This is a genomic window from Nonomuraea sp. NPDC050536, assembly GCF_044457685.1.
Lineage (GTDB): Bacteria > Actinomycetota > Actinomycetes > Streptosporangiales > Streptosporangiaceae > Nonomuraea.
Window position 1 is genome coordinate 25,930 of record NZ_JBITHD010000020.1, and the last position, 23,909, is coordinate 49,838.

At 71.6% G+C, this 23,909-nt stretch carries 22 protein-coding genes; 15 read left to right on the forward strand and 7 right to left on the reverse strand.

Annotation, left to right across the window (positions count from 1 at the left end; all coding sequences use genetic code 11):
• The first annotated feature begins 126 nt into the window (after window positions 1-126).
• From ACIBHX_RS40255 to ACIBHX_RS40280, 6 genes are all read left to right on the forward strand, one after another.
• Window positions 127-1,674: an APC family permease gene (locus ACIBHX_RS40255; protein ID WP_397072731.1), complete on the forward strand. Its 1,548-nt coding sequence runs from the start codon at window positions 127-129 to the stop codon at window positions 1,672-1,674.
• Window positions 1,671-3,887, forward strand: coding sequence for a propanediol/glycerol family dehydratase large subunit (locus tag ACIBHX_RS40260; RefSeq protein ID WP_397072732.1), 2,217 nt, complete (start codon window positions 1,671-1,673; stop codon window positions 3,885-3,887). Before ACIBHX_RS40255 ends, ACIBHX_RS40260 begins: the two co-directional genes overlap by 4 nt.
• A complete protein-coding gene (locus ACIBHX_RS40265; RefSeq protein ID WP_397072733.1) occupies window positions 3,884-4,150 on the forward strand; it encodes a diol dehydratase small subunit in 267 nt (88 codons plus the stop codon). Before ACIBHX_RS40260 ends, ACIBHX_RS40265 begins: the two co-directional genes overlap by 4 nt.
• Window positions 4,150-5,115: a LacI family DNA-binding transcriptional regulator gene (locus ACIBHX_RS40270; RefSeq protein ID WP_397072936.1), complete on the forward strand. Its 966-nt coding sequence runs from the start codon at window positions 4,150-4,152 to the stop codon at window positions 5,113-5,115. The genes ACIBHX_RS40265 and ACIBHX_RS40270 overlap by 1 nt, the downstream gene beginning before the upstream one ends.
• A 93-nt stretch (window positions 5,116-5,208) precedes the next feature.
• A complete protein-coding gene (locus ACIBHX_RS40275) occupies window positions 5,209-6,663 on the forward strand; it encodes a flavin monoamine oxidase family protein (protein ID WP_397072734.1) in 1,455 nt (484 codons plus the stop codon).
• A 374-nt stretch (window positions 6,664-7,037) separates the two neighbouring features.
• Window positions 7,038-7,970, forward strand: a complete 933-nt coding sequence (locus ACIBHX_RS40280; protein ID WP_397072735.1) for a transglycosylase SLT domain-containing protein — start codon at window positions 7,038-7,040, stop codon at window positions 7,968-7,970.
• Here the strand turns inward: ACIBHX_RS40280 and ACIBHX_RS40285 are convergent.
• Window positions 7,967-9,727: an amidohydrolase gene (locus tag ACIBHX_RS40285; RefSeq protein ID WP_397072736.1), complete on the reverse strand. Its 1,761-nt coding sequence runs from the start codon at window positions 9,725-9,727 to the stop codon at window positions 7,967-7,969. The genes ACIBHX_RS40280 and ACIBHX_RS40285 overlap by 4 nt on opposite strands.
• Window positions 9,728-9,754: 27 nt before the next feature.
• On the opposite strand from ACIBHX_RS40285, the gene ACIBHX_RS40290 reads away from it, so the two are divergent.
• From ACIBHX_RS40290 to ACIBHX_RS40310, 5 genes are read left to right on the forward strand one after another with little or no spacing between them, the layout of a single operon-like run.
• Window positions 9,755-10,360, forward strand: a complete 606-nt coding sequence (locus ACIBHX_RS40290; protein ID WP_397072737.1) for a TetR/AcrR family transcriptional regulator — start codon at window positions 9,755-9,757, stop codon at window positions 10,358-10,360.
• A gap of 41 nt (window positions 10,361-10,401) precedes the next feature.
• The gene (locus ACIBHX_RS40295) at window positions 10,402-12,741 is read left to right on the forward strand and encodes an ATP-binding cassette domain-containing protein (protein ID WP_397072738.1); all 2,340 of its coding nucleotides are present in this window, start codon (window positions 10,402-10,404) and stop codon (window positions 12,739-12,741) included.
• 53 nt (window positions 12,742-12,794) lie between these two features.
• Window positions 12,795-13,223, forward strand: coding sequence for a hypothetical protein (locus ACIBHX_RS40300; protein ID WP_397072739.1), 429 nt, complete (start codon window positions 12,795-12,797; stop codon window positions 13,221-13,223).
• Window positions 13,217-13,441: a helix-turn-helix transcriptional regulator gene (locus tag ACIBHX_RS40305; RefSeq protein WP_397072740.1), complete on the forward strand. Its 225-nt coding sequence runs from the start codon at window positions 13,217-13,219 to the stop codon at window positions 13,439-13,441. Before ACIBHX_RS40300 ends, ACIBHX_RS40305 begins: the two co-directional genes overlap by 7 nt.
• Window positions 13,438-14,388 (forward strand): NAD(P)-dependent alcohol dehydrogenase, encoded by a 951-nt coding sequence (locus ACIBHX_RS40310; protein ID WP_397072741.1) that lies wholly within the window; start codon window positions 13,438-13,440, stop codon window positions 14,386-14,388. Before ACIBHX_RS40305 ends, ACIBHX_RS40310 begins: the two co-directional genes overlap by 4 nt.
• On the opposite strand, the gene ACIBHX_RS40315 is transcribed toward ACIBHX_RS40310, so the two are convergent.
• The 4 genes from ACIBHX_RS40315 to ACIBHX_RS40330 form a co-directional block, all read right to left on the reverse strand.
• A complete protein-coding gene (locus tag ACIBHX_RS40315) occupies window positions 14,378-17,680 on the reverse strand; it encodes a beta-N-acetylglucosaminidase domain-containing protein (protein ID WP_397072742.1) in 3,303 nt (1,100 codons plus the stop codon). The genes ACIBHX_RS40310 and ACIBHX_RS40315 overlap by 11 nt on opposite strands.
• Window positions 17,681-17,806: 126 nt before the next feature.
• Window positions 17,807-17,971: a 50S ribosomal protein L33 gene (gene rpmG, locus ACIBHX_RS40320; RefSeq protein ID WP_397072743.1), complete on the reverse strand. Its 165-nt coding sequence runs from the start codon at window positions 17,969-17,971 to the stop codon at window positions 17,807-17,809.
• A gap of 62 nt (window positions 17,972-18,033) precedes the next feature.
• The gene (locus ACIBHX_RS40325; RefSeq protein ID WP_397072744.1) at window positions 18,034-18,477 is read right to left on the reverse strand and encodes a hypothetical protein; all 444 of its coding nucleotides are present in this window, start codon (window positions 18,475-18,477) and stop codon (window positions 18,034-18,036) included.
• A complete protein-coding gene (locus tag ACIBHX_RS40330; RefSeq protein ID WP_397072745.1) occupies window positions 18,474-18,980 on the reverse strand; it encodes an RNA polymerase sigma factor in 507 nt (168 codons plus the stop codon). Before ACIBHX_RS40330 ends, ACIBHX_RS40325 begins: the two co-directional genes overlap by 4 nt.
• 98 nt (window positions 18,981-19,078) lie before the next feature.
• Between ACIBHX_RS40330 and ACIBHX_RS40335 the strand changes: the two genes are divergently transcribed.
• Window positions 19,079-20,011, forward strand: coding sequence for a DUF4331 family protein (locus tag ACIBHX_RS40335; protein WP_397072746.1), 933 nt, complete (start codon window positions 19,079-19,081; stop codon window positions 20,009-20,011).
• On the opposite strand, the gene ACIBHX_RS40340 is transcribed toward ACIBHX_RS40335, so the two are convergent.
• The gene (locus ACIBHX_RS40340; RefSeq protein WP_397072747.1) at window positions 19,987-20,625 is read right to left on the reverse strand and encodes a response regulator; all 639 of its coding nucleotides are present in this window, start codon (window positions 20,623-20,625) and stop codon (window positions 19,987-19,989) included. The genes ACIBHX_RS40335 and ACIBHX_RS40340 overlap by 25 nt on opposite strands.
• Window positions 20,622-21,326 carry a histidine kinase gene (locus tag ACIBHX_RS40345; RefSeq protein ID WP_397072748.1) on the reverse strand — a complete coding sequence of 235 codons (705 nt, stop codon included), beginning with the start codon at window positions 21,324-21,326 and terminating at the stop codon, window positions 20,622-20,624. The genes ACIBHX_RS40340 and ACIBHX_RS40345 overlap by 4 nt, the downstream gene beginning before the upstream one ends.
• A gap of 112 nt (window positions 21,327-21,438) precedes the next feature.
• Between ACIBHX_RS40345 and ACIBHX_RS40350 the strand changes: the two genes are divergently transcribed.
• The 3 genes from ACIBHX_RS40350 to ACIBHX_RS40360 are packed head-to-tail and all read left to right on the forward strand — an operon-like array spanning window position 21,439 to window position 23,783.
• Window positions 21,439-22,434 (forward strand): DUF418 domain-containing protein, encoded by a 996-nt coding sequence (locus ACIBHX_RS40350; RefSeq protein WP_397072749.1) that lies wholly within the window; start codon window positions 21,439-21,441, stop codon window positions 22,432-22,434.
• Window positions 22,435-22,458: 24 nt separating this feature from the next.
• Window positions 22,459-22,830 (forward strand): BlaI/MecI/CopY family transcriptional regulator, encoded by a 372-nt coding sequence (locus tag ACIBHX_RS40355; protein ID WP_397072750.1) that lies wholly within the window; start codon window positions 22,459-22,461, stop codon window positions 22,828-22,830.
• Window positions 22,827-23,783 carry a M56 family metallopeptidase gene (locus ACIBHX_RS40360; RefSeq protein ID WP_397072751.1) on the forward strand — a complete coding sequence of 319 codons (957 nt, stop codon included), beginning with the start codon at window positions 22,827-22,829 and terminating at the stop codon, window positions 23,781-23,783. Before ACIBHX_RS40355 ends, ACIBHX_RS40360 begins: the two co-directional genes overlap by 4 nt.
• The last annotated feature ends 126 nt before the right edge of the window (window positions 23,784-23,909 follow it).

Here is a 23,909-nt window from a genome sequence, read left to right on the forward strand (position 1 = left end):
ACCGTTGGGCGTCAAGAGGATGTAACAAACCGTAAATAACCAGCCGTTGAAGTTGACTACTTATCGATGTCAGCATTTCGCCCAGTACGTATGGTTCGGGGGCCTGAACAAGGAGGCTGCTGACCGGTGAGCACCATCGAAGACGAGAACAAGGTCCAGCGGCTCAAGCCAGGCGCCGTGGGCCTGTTCGCGGTCCTGTTCATGGCCGTGGCTAACGCGGCCCCCATCACCGCCATGACCGGCAACGTCCCCATCGCCGTGGGCTACGGCGACGGCGTCGGCGTAGCCATGGCCTTCGCTTTCGCGACCGTCGTGCTGAGCATCTTCGCGGTCGGCTACACCGCGATGGCCAGGCACATCACCGCGACGGGCACCTTCTACGGCTTCATCTCCCACGGGCTCGGCCAGCTGTGGGGCATGATCTCCGGACTGATGGCGACCGTCGCCTACATCGTGTTCGAGGCCTCGCTGATCGGCATCTTCGCCTCCTTCGCCAAGAACGCGGTCGAGGGCTTCGGCGGACCCGCCGTCAGCTGGATCTGGTACGCGCTGCTGGGCATCGCCGTCATCAGCGTGCTCGGCTACCGGAACATCGCGCTGTCGGGCCGGGTGCTCGGCGTGTTCCTGGTCTCCGAGGTCACCGTGCTGACCCTGCTCGGCGTGTCGATCCTGGTCAACGGCGGCGGGCCCGACGGGCTGCTGCCCGAGGCGCTCAATCCGGCGGCGGCCTTCCAGTCCGTGGCCGACGACCCGGCGGCCGGGATCGCGGGCAGCGCGGCGATCGGGCTGTTCTTCGCGTTCTGGTCGTGGGTGGGCTTCGAGACGACGGCCGTCTACGGCGAGGAGTCGCGCAACCCGCGCAAGATCGTGCCCAAGGCCACCATGATCGCGGTGATCGGGCTCGGTGTCTTCTACACGATCGTCTCCTGGCTGGCCGTGGCCGCCAACGGCAAGTCCCAGGCCATCGCCGTCGCCCGTGGCAGCACCGGCAACGCTTTCGACCTGTGGTACGGCATCACCGAGCACTTCCTCGGCGGGTGGGCCAAGAGCCTGTACCTGATCCTGGCGGTGGCCGGGTCGTTCGCCTGCGCGCTGGCCTTCCACAACGCGGCCTCCCGCTACATCTACGCGATGGGGCGCGAGGGGCTGTCGGCCAGGCTCAAGCGCACGATCGGCGCCACCCACGACGCGCACGGCTCGCCGCACATGGCCTCGATCGCGCAGTCGATCATCACGCTGCTGATCACGCTGGGCTTCTTCCTGCTGCAGGCGCCCACCAAGGCCGCGCCCGACGTGGCCTACTTCCACCTGTACGGGCTGATGGCCATCCTGGGCACCGCGATGCTGCTCATCGTGCAGACGATCTGCTCGATCGCGGTGATCTTCTACTTCCACGTCAAGGGCCACCATCCCGAGACCAAGCACTGGTGGCGCACGCTGATCTCGCCGGTCATCGGCGCGCTCGGCATGGGCTACGTGGTGTTCCTGCTGTTCAGCAACATCGAGTTCGCCGCCGGCGCGGCGGCCGGCAGCCCGGTCTTCACCGCTATCCCCTACCTCATCGTGGGCATCTTCCTGGTGGGGCTGGCGATCGGGCTGACGCTGCGGCTGCGCAGCCCCGAGCGGTACGCGATGATCGGCCGCACCATCCTGGAGGAGGCACACGAACGATGAAGCCGATCGGCCGGGTCCGGTACATGGACGCCCAGCGCGTCAATCTCGACGGGTTCGCCGTGGAGGACCCGGCGCTCGGCCTGGTGGCGTTGCACTCGCCGGACGACCCCGAGCCGAGCCTGACCGTCGCCGGCGGGCGGGTGAGCGAGATGGACGGGGTGCGGGCGGAGGACTTCGACTCCATCGACGCCTTCATCGCCGCGCACGGGCTCGACCTGGCCGTGGCCGAGGCGGCCATGGCGCTGTCCGAGGTCGAGCTGGCCAGGATGATGGTCGATCCGTCCGTGCCCCGGGCCGAGGTGGTACGGCTGTGCGGCGGGATCACCCCGGCCAAGATGGCCAGGGTGGTCGCGCTGCTACGGCCGGCCGAGCTGACCATGGCGATGACCAAGCTGAGGGCCCGGCGCACGCCGTCCAACCAGGCGCACGTGACGAACCGGCTGGACGATCCGCTGCTGCTGGCCGCCGACGCGGCCACGGCGGCGGCGTTCGGGTTCCGCGAGCTGGAGACGACCGTGCCGGTGCTCGGCGACGCCTGGTCGAACGCGGTGGCGGTCAGCATCGGCTCGGCCGCGGGCGCCGCCGGGGTGCTGGTGCAGTGCTCGGTGGAAGAGGCGATGGAGCTGGAGCTGGGCATGCGCGGCTTCGCCTCCTACGCCGAGACGATCTCCATCTACGGCACCGAGCGGGTCTTCACCGACGGTGACGACACGCCCTGGTCGAAGGCGTTCCTGGCCTCCGCCTACGCCTCGCGCGGGATGAAGATGCGCGTCACCTCGGGCGCGGGCGCCGAGGTGCTGATGGGCGAGCCGGAGCGGCGCTCCATGCTGTACCTGGAGTCGCGCTGCGTGTCGCTGGCCAAGGCGATGGGCGCGCAGGGTGTCCAGAACGGCGGCATCGACGGCGCCAGCGTGGCCGCCGCCGTGCCGCGCGGGGTGCGCGAACTGATGGCCGAGAACGTCATGGTGATGGCGCGCGGGCTGGAGTCGTGCTCGGGCAACGACGCGCTGATGTCGGAGTCGGACGTGCGGCGCACCTCGCGCACGCTGCCGATCCTGCTGGCCGGCTCCGACTACGTCTGCTCGGGCTTCGGCTCGATCCAGCGCTACGACAACATGTTCGGCCCGTCGCAGTGGAACGCCGAGGACATCGACGACTTCCTGGTCATGCAGCGCGACTGGGGCGTCGACGGCGGCCTGCGTACGGCTCCCGCCGACCTGGAGGGCCTGCGGCGGCGGGCCGCGCGAGCCGTACAGGCCGTGTACCGGCACTTCGGGCTCTACGACTACAGCGACGCGCAGGTGGAGGCGGCCGTGGACGCGGCCGGATCCAAGGACCTCACGGAGTCCGATGGCGCCACCGTGCTGGCCATTTCCGGAAATATCCGGTCATCCAGGTTGACGATGGATGATGTCGTGAAGGCACTGCGGGAGACCGGCTTCGCCGTGGAGGCGGGGCGGCTGGACGCGATGCTGCGCGCCCGGCTCGACGGCGACCATCTGCAGACGGCGGCCATCTTCACCGAGGACATGCGGGTGCTGTCGGCCGTCACCGACCCCAACGACTACGCGGGACCCGGCACCGGCTACGAGCCCTCGCCGGTACGGCAGGCCGAGATCGACGCCATCCGGCAGGCTCGCTCGGTGGAGGACCTGCGCGCCGAGCAGCTCGCCCACCGTGTCCCCGTGCGGGTGCTCGGACCCGCCGGGCCGGGCGGGGACCCGGGTGAGGTGGTGATCGGCCTGTCCCCCGCCACCGGGCGCGACGTCTGGCTCACGCTCTGCGGCATGCCGGTCGTGGACGTCCTGCGTGAACTGCTGGCGGGGCTGGCCGAAGAGGGCTGCACCGGCCGGATCGTGCGCTTCAACGACACCATCGACCTGGGCATGATCGGGCTTTCGGCGGCGCGGCTGTCGGGGTCGGGCATCGGCATCGGGCTGCAGGGCAAGGGCACCGCGCTCATCCACCGCAGCGACCTGGCGCCGCTGGCCAACCTGGAGCTGTACTCGATCGCGCCGGCGCTGTCGGCCGCCGACTACCGGCTGCTCGGCGCCAACGCCGCCCGCCACGCCCGCGGCCTGACGCCCGCGCCCGCCCGCAACCCCTACACCGACGAGGCCATCGAGGCCCGCTACCACACCAAGGTCGTGTCGCTGATCGCCATCGAACGCGGCCACTGCACCGGAGCGGCGCCGGAGGAGCTCAGCCTGTGAACCGCATCTCACCGCAGACACTGCGCCGCCAGGCCGAGGTGGCCCTGGCCCACGGCAACCCGCAGCTGGCCGCCAACTTCCGGCGCGCGGCCGAGCTGGCGACCCTGTCGGACGAGGACGTACTGCGCGTCTACGAGGCGCTGCGACCCGGCCGTTCGAAGTACGACGAGCTGTCCGATCTGGCCGACTGGCTCGAAGCGCACGGCTGCCCGTTGACCGCGGCCCTGGTCAGGGAGGCACGCGACCACCCGCCCACCCGGTGATGGTCAACATCCGCGAGGTGGCGGCCGAGGCGGGGGTGTCCATCGCCACGGTCTCCAACGCGCTCAAGGGCACGGGCAGGGTCTCGGACGGCACGCGCGACCGGGTCCGCCGGGTCGCCCAGGGCATGGGGTACGAACAGGCGTCCCGACACGTGCTGGGGCTGGCGGTGACGACCTTCGGCGACCGGTCCTGGAACTTCGCCGGGGTCGAGTACTTCGCCCAGTCCATCAACACGGCCACGGCCGCCGCGCACGCCCGCGGCTACGCGCTGACCGTGCTGCCCAGCTCGCTGGGCGCCGCCTCGTGGCGGTCGCTGCCGGTGGACGGCGTGCTGCTGATCGACAGCCCGCAGGACGACCCGGTGGTGCGCACGCTGCGCGGCAGGGGCCTGCCGCTCGCCTTCGACGGGCGGCCGGACGAGGTGCGGCCGGGCGAGGCGTGGGTGGACAACGACCACGCGGCCGCCAGCCGCAGCATGCTCGACCATCTGGCCGCGCAGGGCGCGCGGCGGGTGGCGCTCGTCGCCGGTCGCGGGCGCGACCACTACAACCGGGCGTGGATCGCCGACTACCGGGCCTGGTGCGCCTCCCAGGGCCGGCCCGAGCTGCTCGTCAGCGCCGCGCGGCCGGACGCGGCCGAGGCGCTGCTCGGGCTCGCCGAGCCGCCCGACGCGATCTACACCACCTACGACTGGGGGCTGGAGCTGCTGGCTCTGGCCCGCGGGCGCGGGCTGCGGGTTCCGGAGGACCTGATGCTGGCCTGTGTCAGCGAGGATCCGCGCTATGCGGCCACGGATCCGCCGGTGACGACGCTGTCGCTGCTTCCCGAGACCTCGGTGGCGCTCGCGGTCGACGCGCTGGTGGACCTGGTCGAGTGCGTTCCCGTGGCGCCCCAGCCGCCGGTGCCGACACGGCTGGCCATACGGAAGTCGACACTGCGAATATCGTCGTTGATTAACAGTTAAGCAACCGAATCTGCTGTCCTTTATCGGGATTTCTGCTGATTTCGGGGTACGATCTTCGGGATTGCCTGACTCTCACCCCCCAAGGAGACGGCCATGCCCTCAGGCGGAACCCTCTTGACCAGGCGGACCTTCATGGCCGCGGGCGGCGCGCTCGCGCTCGGCGCGGTCACCCCGATCCAGGCGCTCGCGGCGCCCCGCCGTACCCCGCACAACGCGCGCGTCGTCGTGGTCGGCGCCGGGCTCGCAGGCGTGACCTGCGCGTACCGGCTCGCACGGCGCGGTGTGAATGTGCGGCTGTTCGAGGCGCGCGACCGGGTGGGCGGGCGCTGCTGGTCGGCCAGGGACTTCGCCGGCGGGCAGGTGGCCGAGCACGGCGGCGAGTTCGTCGACACCCGCCACGTCCACTTGCGCAGGCTCGTCAAGGCGCTCGGGCTCCGGCTCGACGACCGCGACGCCCGCTCCCCCAAGCACGTCAAGGGCGTGCTCGACCTGCACGGCAAGGTGCGCGACCGGGCGAGCGTCTACAAGGACATACCGCTGGTCATCAAGCGGATCACCCGCGACGCCCGGCGGATCGGCGACTACCGCTACGACCGCGCGGCGCGGGCGGCGCGGGCCTTCGACGAGATGTCGGTGCGCGACTGGGTGGACGCCAACGTACCCGGCTCCCTGCTGAGAACCGCGCTCACCGACGGCGTGGCGGGCTTCTTCGGCGGCGACGCGGAGGACCTGAGCGCGATCAACCTGATCGAGCAGTTCGTGCGGCCCTACGAGGGGGCGGACGAGCGCTGGCTCATCCACGGCGGCAACGACCAGGTGCCCAACCTGCTGGCGGAGAAGCTGCCCGAGGGCTGCCTGCAGCTGGAGACGCCGCTGACGGCGGTCCGGCGCGCGGGCAGCGGCTACCGGCTGGACTTCGGCTCCTTCGGTGAGGTGGAGGCGGACTACGTGGTCTTCGCGCTGCCCTTCACCACGCTGCGCAAGGTCGACCTGACCCACGCCGGGCTCAGCGCCCGCAAGCGGGATGCCATCGCCCACCACGGCATGGGCACCAACGCCAAGGTGATGCTGCAGTTCTCCGACAAGTTCGCCGCGCACCACCGGTGGAACGGCAGCCTGTCGAGCGACAAGCCGCGCTGGGGCACCTGGGACAGCTCCATCGCCGACGGCGGCGCCGAGAGCCTCCTGACGATCTTCTCAGGCGGTACGGCAGGCGCCTCCTACCCCGCCACCCAGGCCCACGGCCCCGCGCCCGACTCGGTGGTCTCCCAGTCGCTGGCCTGGCTCGACCGCCACATCCCCGGCCTGGCCGACTCCTACAACGGCAACTCGTGGCTGGACTCCTGGGTCGACGACCCGTGGGCGCACGGCTCCTACGCCACGTTCCGTCCTGGCCAGTACACCAGGTACTGGGGGTTGTCCAAGCTCCCCGAGGGCCGCCTGCACTTCGCCGGCGAACACACCAGCACGCACAGCCAGGGCTACCTCAACGGCGGCGTCGAAAGCGGCGAACGCGCGGCCAAGGAGATCCTCGCCTCCCTAGGTTGATCCCTGGCCCTCACCGACTGCGGGCACGCATGTCGCACGGCGAGTTCCACGCCCACGCCCAGGAGGTGCCGAGCCGCCGGCGTGACTCCCCCGTCCCGCGGTCGGCGCGAAGCCGCGGTCCAGGGAGTTGAGTCCCGCCGGTCGGCCGCGGCCGACCGGCTCGGGCTGCGCCACGGGCACCGCGCGAGCGACACGCCGCACGGTGTGCGGGCCTACGAGACCCCGGATCTCGTGGTCGTGCGAGGTGTGCACGGACCCGTTGCTCGTCGCCGAGGGGACGGTCCCGCGCAGGCATCGGGTCGTGCTGGATTCGGGGGACGGACTGCGGTGGGGTAGATCGTCTGGAGCGTGATCGACCGGTACGGTGGGGCGTCATGAGGTTTCCCGACGTGGTGGTCGCTGGTGGGCTCGTGGTCGTTCTCGCGGGATGCGGGGTGGCCGAGGGGGCCCAACGGGCCGATGGCGAGCAGGCGTCCACGGTCGCGGCCGGGAACGGCTCGCGGGTCGCCGGCGGGAACAGCTCCAAGGATGCGGCTGGGGCGGTGGCGCCTGCGCCTGACGTCGAGATTCCTTCCGACGCGGGGGCGTTGGCTGGGGCACTGAAGCAGACGTCGACGGCGCTGTACGCGGGGATCGACGCCTGGACCGCCGGTTCCGCGGCAGCGGCGCCACAGGACGTGGTGCTCTACGCGCTGCACCAGCAGAGGATCTACCGGGCGATGGCCAGGGATCCCAAGCTGGCGAGGGAGACCATCAGCAGGCTGCCCAAGCCGCTGGCCGCCGAAGCACGCAACGACGTGAAGGCCGTCAGCGGCCTGCTGTCGCTGGCCCGCCCGATCAGCGCCGCCCAGCGTAAGAACATGCGGCTGGCCGAGGCCGAACCCGCCAAGCGCCTGCGCGGCTACTTCCAGGCCGGGGAGAAGCGGTTCGGCGTCGAGTGGGAGGTCCTGGCCGCGATCATGCTGGTCGAGACGAAATTCGGCCGCGTCACATCCGCCAGCTCCAGCGGCGCGCAGGGCCCGATGCAGTTCATGCCCGGCACCTGGAAGCAGTACGGCATGGGCGGAAACGTACACCGCGCCAAGGACGCCGTCCTCGGCGCGGCCAACTACCTGAAGGCCTCGGGCGCCCCGGGCAACTACCGGCGCGCGGTCTGGGCCTACAACCACGACAACCGCTACGTGGACGCCGTACTCGCCCACGCCCGGCAGATCAAGCGCGACCCCCGCAGCTTCTACGCCTACTACAACTGGCAGGTCTTCGTCCTGTCCAAGACCGGCGACATCCGCCTCACCGGCCCCCGTTAGAGGCGGCCGTACACGATCTTGCCGCCTGCCATGGTGAGCAGGACCTGGGTGCGGGCGATCTGTTCGGCGGGGATCTTCATGATGTTGCGGTCGAGGACGATCAGGTCGGCGAACTTGCCCACCTCGAGCGAGCCCGTGAGCTCCTCCTGCCGCAACTGGTAGGCGCCGTTGTAGGTGGCGGCGCGGATCGCGGCGGCGCGGCTGAGCCGCTGGTGCGGGGTCATCGCGCCGAGCTTGTGGAACGGGCTGCCGAGCGCGGCGGTGCGGGTGATGACGGTCTTGATCGCCGTCCACTCGTCCAGCGGGTCGACCGGCCAGTCGCTGCCCAGCGAGACGCGACCGCCGCTGCGGAAGATGTCACCCTCGGGTTCGTAGTTGGCCCAGCGCTTCGGCCCGAGGTACGGCTTGACCGATTCGACCGAGTCGGGGGCGGGTTTGGCCCAGTGGAAGCCCATCGCGGCCACCACGTCCAGTTCGGCGAAGCGGGCGATGTCGGCCGGGTCGACGAGTTCGGCGTGCGCGACCGTGGGGCGGGTGCGGGTGTCGCCGTCGGCGCGGATCCCGGCGAAGGCGTCGAGCGCCAGCCGTACCGACCTGTCGCCGATGGCGTGGATGTGCGGGTCGAAGCCCGCCTCGGCGATCTGGCGGACGACGGCGTCGAGCTTGCCGGCGCTCCAGTACTGCGCGCCGCGCTTGGTGCCGGGCACCCAGTGGTCGTGCTTGTGCACCAGGTAGGGCTCGAGCAGCCCGGCGGTCTGCGCGGGGTACTGCAGCACGCCGTCCATGAAGAGCTTGACGTTGTGTACGGCGACGCCGGGCCGCACCGTGGCGGCCCCGCCGTGGTAGCGGCGGCGCAGCCGGGAGACGCGGGCGATCGGCTCCCGCTCTGAGACGTCGACCACTGGCGCGAGGTGGGCGCGGGCGGTGAGCTCGCCCCGCTCATGCAGCGTGGTGAAGGCCCGCATGGTCGCCTCGGGCGCGGCGGCGTCCATGAACGTGGTGACGCCCTGGCGGGCCAGCGCGGCGAGCGCCGTCCTGGCGATCTTCAGGTTGTCGGCCTCGGTGGGCTCCGGGATGGCGGCGAGGACCCGGTTCTGGGCACCGTCCTGCAGGACGCCGGTGGGTTCGCCGTGCGCGTCACGCTCGATGGTGCCGTCCGGCGGGTTCTTGGTCCTGGAGGTGATCTTGGCTAACGCGAGCGCGCGGCTGTTGGCCAGCGAGGTGTGACCGTCGCTGGATTCCATGACGATGGGCCGCCGGGAGTCGACGGCGTCGAGGTCGGCCTTGGTGAGCTTGGTGCCGGCCGGCCGTACCGCCTGGACGTACCAGTTGGTGACGCTGACCCAGCCGTCGCCCGGGTTCTTCGCCAGGAATGCGCGGATCTTGTCCTGGATCTGCTTGACCGTGAGGGCGGCGTACCGCAGGTCGCAGCCGAGCAGGCCCTGGCCGCCGGACATGGGGTGCAGGTGCCCGTCGTGCAGGCCCGGCATGGCCATGCGGCCGTGCAGGTCGATCACCTTGGTGCGCTTGCCGACGTGCCGCCTGGCGCCGGCGGCGGTGCCGACGTAGACGATGCGGCCGCCGGTGACGGCGACGGCCTCGTGCACGCTGTCGTCGGCGTCGACGGTGTAGACGTAGCCGTTGGTGAGGACCAGGTCGGCGCCGGAGGCGGCCTCGGCGGGCGTGGCCAGCGCGGCGGCGGCCGTCACGGCCGCGCCGGCGGCGAGCACGCCGCGGCGGGACGGGTTATTCTCCACGGGTTCTCTCCCAGATTGCGAGGGTGGATGGCGGAGCAGCGCGGCAGGACGCAGGAACGCGGCAGGCAGGCCAGGCGCAAGGTGCTGGAGGCGGCGCTCGAGGTGATCGCCGAGCGGCCGGTGGCCGAGATCCAGGTCCAGCAGATCGCCGAGCGGGCCGGGATGAGCCCCGCCCGGGTCCTGTACTACTTCCACTCCAGGGACGAGATCCTGGTCGAGACGTTCCGCTGGAGCGAACGGGGGTTGTCCGAGCGGCGGGCGGCCCAGTTCTCGGCGCTGGCCGACCCGCTGGCAAGGCTCGACCGGTACGTCCGGCTCTACCTGCCCGTGGACCGTCACGACGTCTCCTGGAAGCTCTGGCTGGAGGCATGGCTGCGTTCGACGTCCGCCAACGAGCTGAGCAGGACGGCCGACGAGATCGACGGCCGCTGGATGCGTGACCTGGCCGCGATCATCGCCGACGGCGTGGCTGGCGGGGTCTTCCGCTCTCTGCCCGCCGAGGAGTTCCTGTCCTCGTTCAACGCGCTGCTTGACGGACTCGCGGTGCACGTGCTCATCGGCCGGCTCGACCGGGCGCGGGCCGTACGGACAGCGCTCGACGAGGCCGCAGAGAAGCTCGGCACCAAAACTTGAATCAGATTTAAGTTCAACTGGTGGGGCCGCGTCAATGCAGAATGCAGGGCATGGACAACTACGTCCGGGTGCGTGGGGCCCGGGTGCACAACCTTCGCGATGTGAACGTCGAACTGCCCAGGGACGCGATCGTGGCGTTCACCGGCGTGTCGGGATCGGGGAAGTCGTCGCTGGCGTTCGGGACCCTGTACGCCGAGTCGCAGCACCGCTTCCTGGAGTCCGTCGCGCCGTACGCGCGCAGGCTGCTGCAGCAGGCGGGCACGCCTGACGTCGACGAGGTGACGGGGCTGCCCCCTGCCGTGGCGCTGGAGCAGCGGCGTTCCGTGCCGTCGGCGCGCTCGTCGGTCGGGACCGTGACGATGATCTCCAACTCGCTGCGGATGCTGATGTCGCGGGCGGGCGACTACCCGCCGGGCGCCGGGCGGCTGGACTCCGACGCCTTCTCGCCCAACACCGCCGCCGGCGCCTGCCCGAACTGCCACGGGCAGGGCGTGGTGTACGAGGTGACCGAGGACTCCCTGGTGCCCGATCCGTCGCTGACGATCAGGCAGGGGGCGATCGCGTCGTGGCCGGGCGCCTGGCAGGGCAAGAACCTGCGCGACATCCTGGCCGTGCTCGGCCACGACCTGGACCGGCCGTGGCGCGACCTGCCTCAGGCGGAACGCGAGTGGATCCTGTTCACAGACGAGCAGCCGGTCGTCATGGTGCACCCGGAGCGCGACCCCGACCGGATCCAGCGGCCCTACCAGGGCAAGTACTCCAGCGCCAAACGCCTGGTGCTGCACGCCTACGCCGACTCCAAGAGCGAGACCAGCCGCGCCAAGGCCGCGCGGTTCCTGGTCAGCGGGCCGTGCCCGGTGTGCGGCGGGCGGCGGCTGCGGCCGGAGGCCCTCGCCGTGCGCTTCGACGGGCGCGACATCGCCGAGCTGGCCGCGATGCCGCTGGTGGAGCTGGCCCGGCTGCTGCGCCCGCACGCGGTGGGCGCGGGTCCCGCCGCGGTGCTGTCGCAGGATCTGGTGGCCCGCATCGACGTGCTGGTCGAGCTGGGCCTGGGCTACCTGAGCACGAGCCGGTCCAGCCCGACGCTGTCCGGCGGGGAGCTGCAGCGGCTGCGGCTGGGCACCCAGCTGCGCTCGGGCCTGTTCGGCGTGGTCTACGTGCTCGACGAACCCTCGGCGGGGCTGCACCCCGCCGACTCCGAGGCGCTGATCTCGGTGCTGCGACGGCTGAAGGAGTCGGGCAACAGCGTCTTCCTCGTCGAGCACGACCTCGACGTCGTACGCGAGGCCGACTGGCTGGTCGACGTGGGCCCCGGCGCCGGCGTGCACGGCGGCCGGGTCCTGCACAGCGGGCCGCTCGCGGAGCTGCGCGACGTGCCGGAGTCCGTCACGCGCCGCTACCTGTTCACGGGTACGGCACGGCCGTCCCGCCGCCCGCGTACGCCGCGGGGGTGGCTGAAGCTGCGCGGCGTGCGGCGCAACAACCTGCGCGGTGTGGACGTCGAGGTGCCGCTCGGCGTGCTCACGGCGGTCACGGGCGTGTCGGGTGCGGGCAAGACCACGCTGCTCGGCGCCATCGGCGACCTGCCGGAGACCGACCGGGTGGTGCGGGTCGACCAGCAGCCGATCGGGCGCACACCGCGCTCGAACCTGGCCACCTACACCGGGCTGTTCGACGTGGTACGCAAGCTGTTCGCGGCCACGCCACAGGCCCGCGCGCGCCGCTACGACGCCGGGCGCTTCTCCTTCAACGTGCCCGGCGGGCGGTGCGAGACGTGCAAGGGCGAGGGGTACGTGGCCGTGGAGCTGCTGTTCCTGCCCACCACGTACTCGCCGTGCCCCGACTGCCACGGGGCGCGCTACAATCCGGCCACGCTGGAGATCACCTACCGGGACGCGACGATCGCGCAGGTGCTGGACCTGTCGGTGGACGACGCCGCGGAGTTCCTCGCGGACGTGCCCGCGGCGATGCGCCCGCTGCGCGCCCTGCGCGAGGTGGGCCTGGGATACCTGCGGCTCGGCCAGCCCGCGACGGAGTTGTCGGGCGGGGAGGCGCAGCGGGTCAAGCTGGCCTCCGAACTGCAGCGCACCAGCCGTGGCGCGACGCTCTACCTGCTGGACGAGCCCACGGGCGGCCTGCACCCGGCCGACGTCGAGGTCCTGATGCGCCAGCTCGAGGCACTGGTGGAGGCGGGCAACACGGTGGTGCTCGCGGAGCACGACCTGGCCGTGGTCGCCGCGGCCGACCACGTCATCGACCTCGGCCCCGGCGGCGGCGACGCGGGCGGCACGATCGTCGCCCACGGCCCTCCCGCCAGGATCGCCGCCAGCCCGTCAAGCCGCACGGGCGCCTACCTGTCCCTGGCGGCACGCCCTTCATGAGGGTGATGTAAAACAAACTAGACACGATGTCGGTGATGTTTTACATTACCGACATGCCCTTCGAAGAGAAGCTCGCGTGGATCATGGCGGTCGTCTCGGCCGTCGCCTACGTGGTCTACCTCGCCCTGGTGCTCGCCTCCACGGGCCAGACCCCGCTGCCCGAGGTGCCGTACGTGGCCACGATGCTGTGGAGCATCGGCGGAGCAGTCCTCGCCTCGATCGTGCTGCGCGTGGTGGTCTCCGCCCTGGCGCCGCAGGACGCGGGCAAGAAGGACCAGCGCGACCGGGAGATCAACCGGTTCGGCGACCACGTCGGCCAGTCGTTCGTCGTGGTGGGCGGCATCGTGGCCACCGTGCTCGCGATGGCCAGGGTGGACCAGTTCTGGATCGCCAACGTGCTCTACCTGGCGTTCGTGCTGTCGGCCATCCTGGGCTCCACCGCCAAGATCGTCGCCTACCGCCGTGGTTTCTGGCCATGGTGAAGGCGACCAGGGTCACCAACTCGATCCGTTCGCTGCGCTTCACCTGCGGCGAGATGACCCAGGCCGAGCTGGCCGACCGCATCGGCGTGACCCGCCAGACCGTCATCGCCATCGAGCAGGGCCGCTACTCGCCGTCCCTGGAGATGGCTTTCAAGATCGCACGCGTCTTCGGCGTCCCGCTCGACGACGTGTTCCAGTACCCCGAGGAGGAGTCATGAAGGCGATCGTCCAGCACAGGTACGGCACTGCCGACGTGTTACACGTGGCCGAGATCGACCGTCCCGAGCCCCGCGAGGGCGAGGTGCTGATCCGGGTCCGTGCGGCCGGCGTGGACCGGGGCGTGGTGCATCTCGTGACCGGCCTGCCGTACCTGCTGCGCCTGGGGTTCGGGCTGCGCGGCCCGAGGACCCCCGTCCGCGGCATGGACGTGGCGGGCGTGGTGGAGGCGGTCGGTCCTGGCGTGACCCGGTTCCGGCCGGGCGAGGAGGTGTTCGGCATCTGCAAGGGCTCCTTCGCCGAGTACGCCACGGCCAGGCAGGACCGGCTGGCCGCCAAACCCGCCAATCTCAGCTTCGAGGAGGCCGCGGCGGTCCCCGTGTCCGGCACCACGGCCCTGCAGGGCGTTGGAACGCTCCAGCAGGATCAGCGGGTGCTGGTGATCGGCGCGGGCGGCGGGGTGGGCACGTTCGCGGTGCAGGTGGCCAGGGCCGCCGGCGCGAGGGTGACCGGGGTATGCGGTCCCGGCAAGGCGGACCTGGTGCGCTCGCTCGGCGCCGAGCAGGTCGTCGACTACACCAGGCAGGAGGTCGAGGGCCGCTACGACGTGGTGCTCGACATCGCGGGCAACCGCCCGCTGTCACGGCTGCGGCGGCTGCTCGTGCCCGGCGGGCGGCTGGAAATCATGGGCGGCGAGGGGGGCGGGCGGCTGACCGGCGGCATGCACCGCCAGCTCGGGGCCATGCTGCTGTCGCCATTCGTCCGCGAGCGGCTGCACATGCTGGTGTCGCCGGTGCGCGAGGACGACCTGCGCCGCCTGGCCGGGCTGCTGGAATCCGGCCAGATGAAACCGGTCGTCGGCCGGACCTACCCGCTGGACGAGGCTCCCGACGCCGTGCGGTACGTCGCCGGGAACCACGCCCTGGGCAAGGTCGTGCTCACGCTGTAGCGCGCACCTCGAGCTCCCACAGGGAGTAACCCCACTCCAGCGCCCGCTTCACGCCCTGCATCCGCAGGTAGCGCGTGGAGTTGGGCTGGTCGATCCAGAGCACGTCCACGCCGCCGTCACCGTCGGCGACCTCGGCCAGCGGCTTCCAGGTCGTGCCGTCGGCCGACGACTCCACCCGGTACGCCTTGCCGTAGGCGGCCTCCCAGCGCAGCGTCACCTGGCCGACGTCGACCGCGCTGCCCAGGTCCACCTTCAGCCACTCGCCGTCGGTGTAGCCGGACGACCAGCGGGTGCCCGCATCGCCGTCGACGGCCTTGGCCGCGTCGAACGCGGTGCCCCCCTCGACGCTTGAGGCCGTGGCCGGCTTGCCGAGCGCCAGGTCGGTCTCGCCGATCGGCCGGTGCGCCCGGACGGTCACGCTGGTCCTGACCCCGGCGAAGGAGACCTCCAGCGTCCCCGACCCGGTGGGGGTGAAGGCGACCGGCAGCGCGAGCACGCCGCCGCGCGGCAGCGTGACCTCCCGGTCCGCCGGCACCTTCCAGCCGTCGGGCCCCTTGACCGCCAGCGTGCCGGTGGTCGCGGCGGCCCGCTCGCTGCTCAGGCTGACCGTCACGGTCGCCTGCCGACCCGCGGTGGTGTCGAGCACGGCCGGATCGGCGGACAGCACGGCGACCGGCACGTCGGCGTACCTGGGCACGATCTCGGCGATCTTCGGTGCCGCGCTGCCCGCCGTCCAGGCCAGCCTGATCGCGTCGGCCTTGACGTCCTGCGGGTCGAGCTCGGTGTACGGCGGGGCCAGCCGCCCGATCGCCCGCCACGTTCCGTCGACGCGCAGCTGGACCTCGGCGTCGCCGGAGCCGACCACGGCCACCTTGTCGATCAGCCGGGGCTTGGACAGCTCCGCCTGCAGCGCGTCACCTGCGGCGGGGGCGGCGGAGGCGGTCCAGGCGGTGGCCAGGTTGCCGTCGGCCGCCGCGCCCGGATTGGCGCCCGCCGGGGTGCCGCTGACGGTGATCCTAGTGACGTCGTCGCCGATCGTGGCGACCTGGAACTCGCGCACGACCAGCCAGTAGTCGTTGCCGCCGGTGGCGCGGTAGCGGAGGTAGCGGGCCCTGGTCCCCGCGGGGGCGGTGGCCTTGACCTCGGCGGTGGTGCCGGTGGTCAGCTGGGTCCAGGCGGCGCCGTCGGTGGAGTACTCGAGCACGCCGGCGTGGATGTAGTCGTTGGGGCTGCCCGGCTTGCCCATGAGCACCGCGACGTCGCCGATCGTGCGGATCGCGCCCAGGTCCACGCTCACCGCGTCGCCCGCGCCGGGCGAGCCGTTGCTCCAGTAGAAGGTGGACGGGTCGCGGTCGACCATCCGGTCGGGGGTGTTGTCGGCGTAGGTGCCGAGCGTGGTGAAGGCGGCGGGCCGGTCGTTGACCAGGCCGATCCACCGGTCGAGCTCCGCCATTGCCTGGTCGGCGAAGCGGTCGAGGACGCCGTCGCCGATGCGCGGGAAGGTGGTGGCGTGCGGCTGGCGCGGGTCGCGGATGGCCTTGGCGGAGGCGATCAGGGCCAGCGCCTCGTCCCTGGCCTTGACCGCGGCCACGCCGTCGTCGCCGCGGACGGCCTCCAGCACGTCCAGCGCCTTGAGCATGGCCCTGGCCCACAGCCTGGTGGCATCCAGCCACGACTTGGCCTCGTCGAGGAAGGCCTGGTCCTTGACGCCGTGGGCGATCACGTCGGGCGCCTCGAGCAGCCGCTTGCCGTACTCGCGCAGGGGCTCGATCTTGTGGTCGCGCCAGAAGTCGGCGATCTTGGCGGCCAGGACGGGCGACTGCTTGGTGTGCAGGGTGCCGTCGTAGGTGCTGAGGTCGGCGAAGTCGCGCAGGGCCTGCACCACGCGCGGGTCGTGCCCGGCCACCTCGTCCAGCGCGCGCAGCCACGACTCCTGGGCGTTGTAGGCCTTGTCGTTCCAGCCGAAGTCGGCGAAGGAGTAGAGCGCGACCTTGCTGACCGCGGCCTGGTTCATCGGGTTGGAGATGATGCCGGCCAACTGCTCCGACAGGCCGGGCTCGCGTCCTGTGTAGTCATTGAGCGGGATCCTGCCCGGGTTGTAGTCGTTGACCGGGTAGTTGTCCCAGACCAGGATCTGGTGGCCGAAGGCCTGCCTGGCCTGCGCCGCCTGCGCCTTGGTGATCGCGCCGGGCACGACGCCCAGGCCGGTCCAGTGCACGACGACCTTCTGGTCGAGCACCTGCCTGATCGCCTTCTTGTACGGCGACTCGGAGGCGTCGTAGTACTCGGTCGGCACCATCTGCAGCGGCGCGACGTCGCCCTTGGCCGTGGCCCAGGCCTGGACGGCGTTGATCAGTTCGCTCTGGGCGCGGCCGGCGCCGGCGCCGCCGGGGTTGCCGTACTTGGCACCGTCGCCGGCGCAGTTCCACCTGCCGGCGTCGATGTCGTCCATCGGGATGTTGAACGCGCGGCCGCCCAGCTGGTAGATCGCCTCGAACTTGGCCACCAGCTTGGCCAGGTCGCCGGGATCGGTGTAGCAGATCGACAGACCGGGCGACAGCGCGAAGGTGAAGCGGACGTGGTTCTCACGCGCGCGGGTGATCAGCTCGCCGAGCTGGGCCAGCCTGTCCGGCGGGTACGGCTCGCGCCACCGGTCGCGGTGGTAGGGGTCGTCCTTGGGCGCGTACTCGTAGGTGTTCATCTTGTGCGCGCCCAGGTAGGCGAGGTGGTCCAGGCGGTCCTGGTGCGACCAGGGCGTGCCGTAGAAGCCTTCGATGGAGCCGCGGTAGCGCATCGTGGGCCAGTCGCGCACCTCGATGCCGGGCATCCGACGGTCCTTGACGAGCTGGCGGAAGGAGAGCGCAGCGTAGTAGGCGCCGTCGGCGTCGACGCCGTCCAGGACGACGGTGTGGCCGCCCGCGGCGAGCACGTACCCCTCGGGCGGCAGGCCGTCGGCGTTGCGCACGCCGAGCCCCGCCAGCGCCTGATCGCCGCCGCCGAGGTAGATCGTGGTGGGGGTGTGCGGGTCGGAGCCGTCGGTGGTCTCGATCCGCTTCACGCCGGCGTCGGTGAGGGCCTTGCGGACGACGGCCTCGGCGTACTGGTCGGTGTCACTGGTACGGACCAGCCCCACCACAGGAGTGAGGGGGAAGCCGTCCGATCGCGGCTTGACCTGCTGGGCTACGGGGAAGAGCGGCTGGGTCACGGGAGCTGCCTGCGCGGGGGTGGCGATCAGGGAGGATGCTGCGAGGAGGGCGGTGAGGGCGATGGCTAACGGGCGTGCGGACTGCACATGCTCTCCTTGGGAAGGCGGCTGCGCAAAAACCTTCCGGATGTCCGGAATGTGATCACATAAGATCACCCGTCCGGCGACTGGTCAATACCAGCCGCCTTCCCGATTCCTACCGGTACGGACCAGTTACCGCTCCTCGCGGAACAGCACGTGCTTGCGCGCGATCGGGTCGTACTTGGTGAGCGTCAGCCGGTCGGGGTCGTTTCGCCGGCTCTTGCGGGTGACGTAGGTGTAGCCGGTGCCCACGGTCGACCGCAGCTTGATCACCGGGCGGAGTTCGTTCCTGGCCATGCCGAGTCCTTTCTCTTTTCAAGCCGCTCAACCTCACGACAACGGTTTTCATTCCCGTGAGTTCAGCCGCCGAGGTCGCGCTTCCTGCGGAGCAGGGCGGCGCGGCGCAGGTGGGCGCGGATGGTGAGGGCGCTCGCCACGACGAGGAAGGCGGCCCCCACCAGGGCCGCGAGCGGCATCCCCGACCCGCGCGACGCGGCGATCGTGGTCAGCCCGGCCGTGGTGGCAACCGACACCGCGACCGCGGCCCAGCCCGCGACCACGCGGTCCAGGCCCAGGAGCGGCCGCCGGATCAGGGACCACCCGCCGTAGACGGCCCAGAAGGCGCAGACGACGAGCAGGGCCAGGAAGGCCATCCGCGTCCGGAACGGCAGCGCGGGTTCGGTCAGCCACAGCAGCCCGAGCACGCAGGCGCCGGCTAGCCCGGAGACGAGAGCGAGCACGTGGCCGACGCGCCCGCGGGATCGGAAGAGCTGGTCGGCCAGCTCATCGGGAGGCGGGGTCATGGGTTCTCCGTGAGGTGGGTGCGAAGCAGGCGGCGCGCCCGGTTGAGGCGCGATTTGACGGTGCCGACGGGCACGGCGCAGATCTCGGCGCAGTCCTCCAGCGACAGGTCCTCCAGGTAGAACAGGATGAGGACCTCCCGCTCGCGCGCGGGTACCTTGGCCAGGCCCGCGGCCAGCTCGACGCGGTCCAGGAGCGTGTCGGCGGGATCGTCCAGGACGGGCTCGACGGGTTCCGGGCCCGGCTCGCCGTACGAGGAGCGCAGCGCGTTGACGACCGAGCGGCGCGCGATCGTGAACAGCCAGGGACGGAAGCGTTCGGTGTCGCGCAGCCGGGGCAGGCCGCGCAGCACCGCCAGCCAGATCTCCTGGGAGACGTCGTCGGCTCGCGCGGGGCCGAGCATGCGGCGCGCGTAGGTCCAGACCGGCTGGTGCCAGGCGCGCACCAGCTCGGTCAGCGCCTCGCGTTCGCCGAGCTGGCAGCGCACCAGTAGTAGGTGATCCACGCCAGTACAGTCGCCGGCGGGCCGCTGCGGGTTCACGGCGAGGGGAAAGAGCAGGTCAAGGCTGGTTCCAGGCGTCGGGGCAGGGAATGTCAGCACACATGTCGCATCATCTCAGTGGGCCGAACCTGCGGCCACCATCGGGTGACGCGCGGCTGGACCTGACGGACCTGTTCGCCTTCCAGTCGTTCACCAAGCCCGATCACACGGTGCTCATCATGGACGTGAACTCCTTCGGCTTCGATCCGTCCGCGGGGCAGCATCCGCACCCGGAGGCCGTCTACCAGTTGTGCGTCGACAACGACGGCGACAACCGCCCCGACGTCACCTTCAGCTTCGTCTTCTCGGAACCGCGGGACGGCCGCCAGACCGTCACCGTCTCCAGGGACGACGAGGTCGTGATCCGCGACGCCGAGGTGAGCTTCAACGTGGAGCCGAACGTGGTCGAGTCCGGCGGGGTGCTCTTCTCCGCGGGACTGCGGAGCGACCCGTTCTTCGCCGACCTGGAGGGCATCGGCAACAACTTCACCTGGACCGGCAACGACACGATGGCCGAGAAGAACGTGATCGGCATCACGCTGGAGGTCCCCGACGACATGCTGGGCCCGCGGCCGCAGATCGGGGTCTGGGCCCGGGTCCTGCTCAGGCGCGACGGCGAGCTGGTCTCCGTCGACAGGGGCGCGCACCCGTCGCTGACCGCCTACTTCAACGCCGAGGACGCCAAGGACGCCTACAACGCCGGCGAACCGGCCGACGACGTGCGGAAGTACCGTGAGGCGTGGATCGCGGCGCTGGAGCACACCGGCGGCTACACGGCCGACGAGGCGATGGACGAATTGGAGACGGTGCTGCCCGACGTGCTGCGCTTCGACCGGTCGCAGCCCGCCCGGTATCCGAACGGCCGGCGGCTGGACGACGACGTCACCGACGTGCGGCTCCAGATGATCAGCCACGGGAAGATCACCGGCGACGGCATCGGCCCGCACATCGATCTGCTGTACGACTTCCCCTACCTGGGCCCGCCGCACGCGTAGCCGTTCTCCCAGGCCCAGACGGCGACCTCGACCCGGTTGCGCAGGCCCAGCTTGGCCTGGACGATCGAGACGTGGCCCTTGACCGTGCTGAGTGAGATGGACAGCTCGGCGGCGATCTCCTGGTTGGTCCGTCCCCTGGCGACGGCCCGGACCACCTCGATCTCCCTGGCCGACAGCCGCTGGACGGTGCGCCCGGCCGGCCGGGTGAAGCGGCGCAGCAGCCGCAGCGTGATGGACGGCGAGATCAGCGCGTCGCCCACGCTCGCCGCCCGGACCGCCTCGACCAGCACTCCGGGCCCTGCGTCCTTCAGCACGAAGCCGACGGCCCCGCCGCGTAGCGCCTCGTGCACGTACTCGTCCAGGTCGAACGTGGTGACCACGATCACCCGCGTCGAGGCGTCCGCCAGCGCGCGGGTCACCTCGAGCCCGTCGCGCCCGGGCATCTGCACGTCGACCAGGCACACGTCGGGCCGCAGCGCGCGGGCCATGGCCAGCGCCTCGTCGCCGTCGGCCGCCTCGCCGACGACGCTGATGCCGGGCTGGTCGTCGAGGATCACCCGCAGGCTCGCCCGCACCATCGCCTGATCGTCCGCGACCAGCACCCTGATCGTCATGTTCTGTCCCCCGGATCCGGTACGGCGGGCCGCGGCGGATCCGCCGCGTCGCGCAGCCTCCCGACGAGCCGGTGCGTGGCGGCCAGCGCGTCGGCCCCCGCGGTCTCGATCTCCTCCAGCGCGCCGCCCACCCGCGCGGACCTGCGGGCCAGGACCTGACTGGCCTGAGCCTGCAGCACGATCCCGCCGACGTGGTGGGCGACCATGTCATGCAGTTCCCTGGCCAGCCGCAGCCGCTCCTCGCGCCGGATCCGGGCGGCGACGACCCGCCCGCGCAGACCGGCCACCCGCGGGCACGTCCCCACCACGACGGCGGCCGACCACCCCGCCGCGTTGAGCAGCAGCACGGGCGGCCGGTCGGCCAGGGTGAGGGCCACGACCGCCAGCCCGCCTCCGGCCACCAGGCACGCGGAGAGCGCGGGAAACCGCCACACCGCGAACCCGACGAGCACGGCCAGCCCGAGCGCCATCCCTGGCCCCGGCTCCGCGGGCAGCTCCAGCACCCGCGAGACGGCCACCGCCGCCACCGCGACGGCCAGACCGGCCGCCACGGCCCACCTGCGCCCCACCAGGGCGAGCGCGCACACCAGGGCCCCCGCGGCGGCCCCGAACACCGAGTACCCGATCCCCCAGCTCACCGCGACCCGATACGCCCAGAAGGCGAGCACCGCCCCCGCCACCACGCCGAACCCGAACCGCACGCCGTACACGCTAGAACCTGGGCACCCGGCCGCAGAACCGGCCGAAAGTACGATCTCTCCCAGTGCTTTCGACCCGTGTCGCGCCCGGACGGGTCGCGCAGGATGAAGCCCCATGCCAACCGAAACCAGACGCAGGATCGGCGCGCTCGACGTCATCCGCGGCTTCGCGCTGTGCGGGATCCTGCTCGCCAATATCAGGCCGATCACCAACCTTGACGGCGTCATCCTGCAGCACGACCTGCCGGGATCTCCCGGGTGGATCGGGATGTTCGTCGAGCAGCGGTTCTTCCCGATCTTCGCCACGCTGTTCGGCGTCGGCTTCTCCCTGCTGCTGGGCTCCGCCGGTGACCGTACCGCCCGGCCGCGCGTGCTGCTGCTGCGCAGGTTGCTGGTGCTGCTGGCGATCGGGCTCGCGCACATGTTCCTGCTGTGGCGGGGCGATGTGCTGACCTACTACGCGCTGTCCGGATTGGTGGTACTGCTGCCGTCGACGTGGCTGCCGCGCTGGGCGGTGGCGGTGCTCGCCGTGGCGATCTGCGCGGTCACGATCACCTTCTCCGGCGGCGGCTACATGCTCTCGCCCGGGCTGGTGCTGGCGGGCTCGGCGCTGGTCCGCTACGGCGTGATCGACAGGATCGAGACGTCCACCCGCGGGCCCGCCGTGACCGGGCTGGTGCTGGCGGCCGCCGCGGTGCCCGCGCTGTGGGCGCAGGACCGGAGCCAGGGCCCCGCGCTGCTGGCCGTGGGCGGACTGCTGCTCGCCGGGGTGTATGTCTGCGTCCTGCTCCTCCTGCTCAGGACGCGACTCCGGACCGCGCTGCAGGCGCTGTTCGCACCGCTGGGCCGGATGGCGCTGACCAACTACCTGTCGGCCACGGCCCTCGTGCTGACGATCGCGCACCTGGACGGCCGGCCGCAGGAGTGGTCGTGGCCGACGGTCTATCTCATCACCGGCGGGACCCTCGTCCTGCAGTGGGCGTGGTCCACCCTGTGGCTCAGATACAACCTCTACGGCCCGCTGGAATGGCTGTGGCGGTGGGCCACCTGGCTGCGCCGCCCGCCCCTGAGCCGGCCATCGGAACCGTCTACGAAGATGAGTAGGATGTAGGCCGATCACGGAGGGTGGGAGCTGATGCGCACGCTGGGGGACCTCGAGTCGGCGATCATGGACAAGATGTGGTCCTACCATCGCCCCGCCTCGGTCAGGGACGTCCTGGAGGATCTGCGCCAGAGCCGCGAGATCGCCTACACCACCGTGATGACCGTCATGGACAAGCTCTACAAGAAGGGCCTGCTCAAGCGTGAGCCGCAGGGCAAGGCCTACGTCTACGAGACGGTCGGCACCAAGGAGTCCTACACCGCCCAGCTGATGCGCGAGACGCTGGCCAGCGGCGGCAACCAGGCGGCCACACTGGTCCACTTCCTGGAGCGGCTGACGCCCGAGGAGTCGGCGGCGCTGGAGTCGGCACTGCAGGTGTTCCCGCCGCGCGGGGGCCGCCCGTGACGGTCGCCGCGATCCTGGCGGCCTACACCCTGGTCGCGGCCACGCTGCTCCCCCGGCTGCTGGCCAGGGCGGCCTGGGCCGAGCGGGCTCCGCGGCCGGCGATCTGCATGTGGCTGGCCGCCGGCCTGTCGACGGTGGGCTCGGCGGTGCTGGCGGGGCTGAGCGCGGCGATCCCGGGCGACGCGGTCGGGCACGGGCTGGCCCGGCTGTTCGAGGCGTGCGGGATGCTGCTCGGCGACGGGTCGGGCGTCGAGGTCGCCTCGGCGACGTTCCGGCTGGCCGTCCTGGCCAGCGGGCTGGTCGCCGCGCGGGCGGCGTACTGCGTGGCCGGGGTGCTGCTGACCGCGCGGCGCGAGCGTGCGCGGCACGCCGGCATGCTGGCCATCCTGGGCCGCCGCGACGGCGAGCTGGACGCGGTGGTGCTGGAGTACGGCGAGCCGCTGGCCTACTGCCTGCCCGGCAGGCAGAACCAGGCCGTGATCACCACGGCGGCGCTGCGCGCGCTCCCGCCCGAGCACGTGGCCGCGGTGCTCGCCCACGAGCGCGCGCATCTGCGCGGCCGCCATCACCTGGTCATCGCGCTGGCCGAGGGGCTGGCCAGGGCCTTCCCGTGGCTGCCGCTGTTCGCGGTGGCGCGGCGGGAGGTGGCGCGGCTGGTGGAGCTGCGGGCCGACGACGTGGCCGCAGGGCAGCACCCGCGGGCGCACCTGGCGGCCGCGCTGGTGGGGCTGGCCACAGGCAGGGTCCCGGCGTTCGCGCTGGGCGCGGCCGGGGAGAATGCGCTGGTCAGGGTGCGCCGCATGCTGAACCCCGCGGCGCCGCTGCACCGCCGCGAGCGCGCCGTGGCCGTGGCCGCCACGGCCCTGTTCCTGGCGGGTCCCGCGGCGATCGCCTTCGCACCTGGCGTGGCCGCCCTGGTCGCCCACCACTGCCACACGCTGCTGCCGCTCTGACCAGAAGCCAGGTGCGGCTGAGTCCACGGTGGACGACAAAGGCAAGGAGATCACTCTCCCTGCCACTTCCAAGCTATAGCGCACCAGGGGGCTTGCGGCAAGACCCGGGTCGTGCCTCAGGATGGT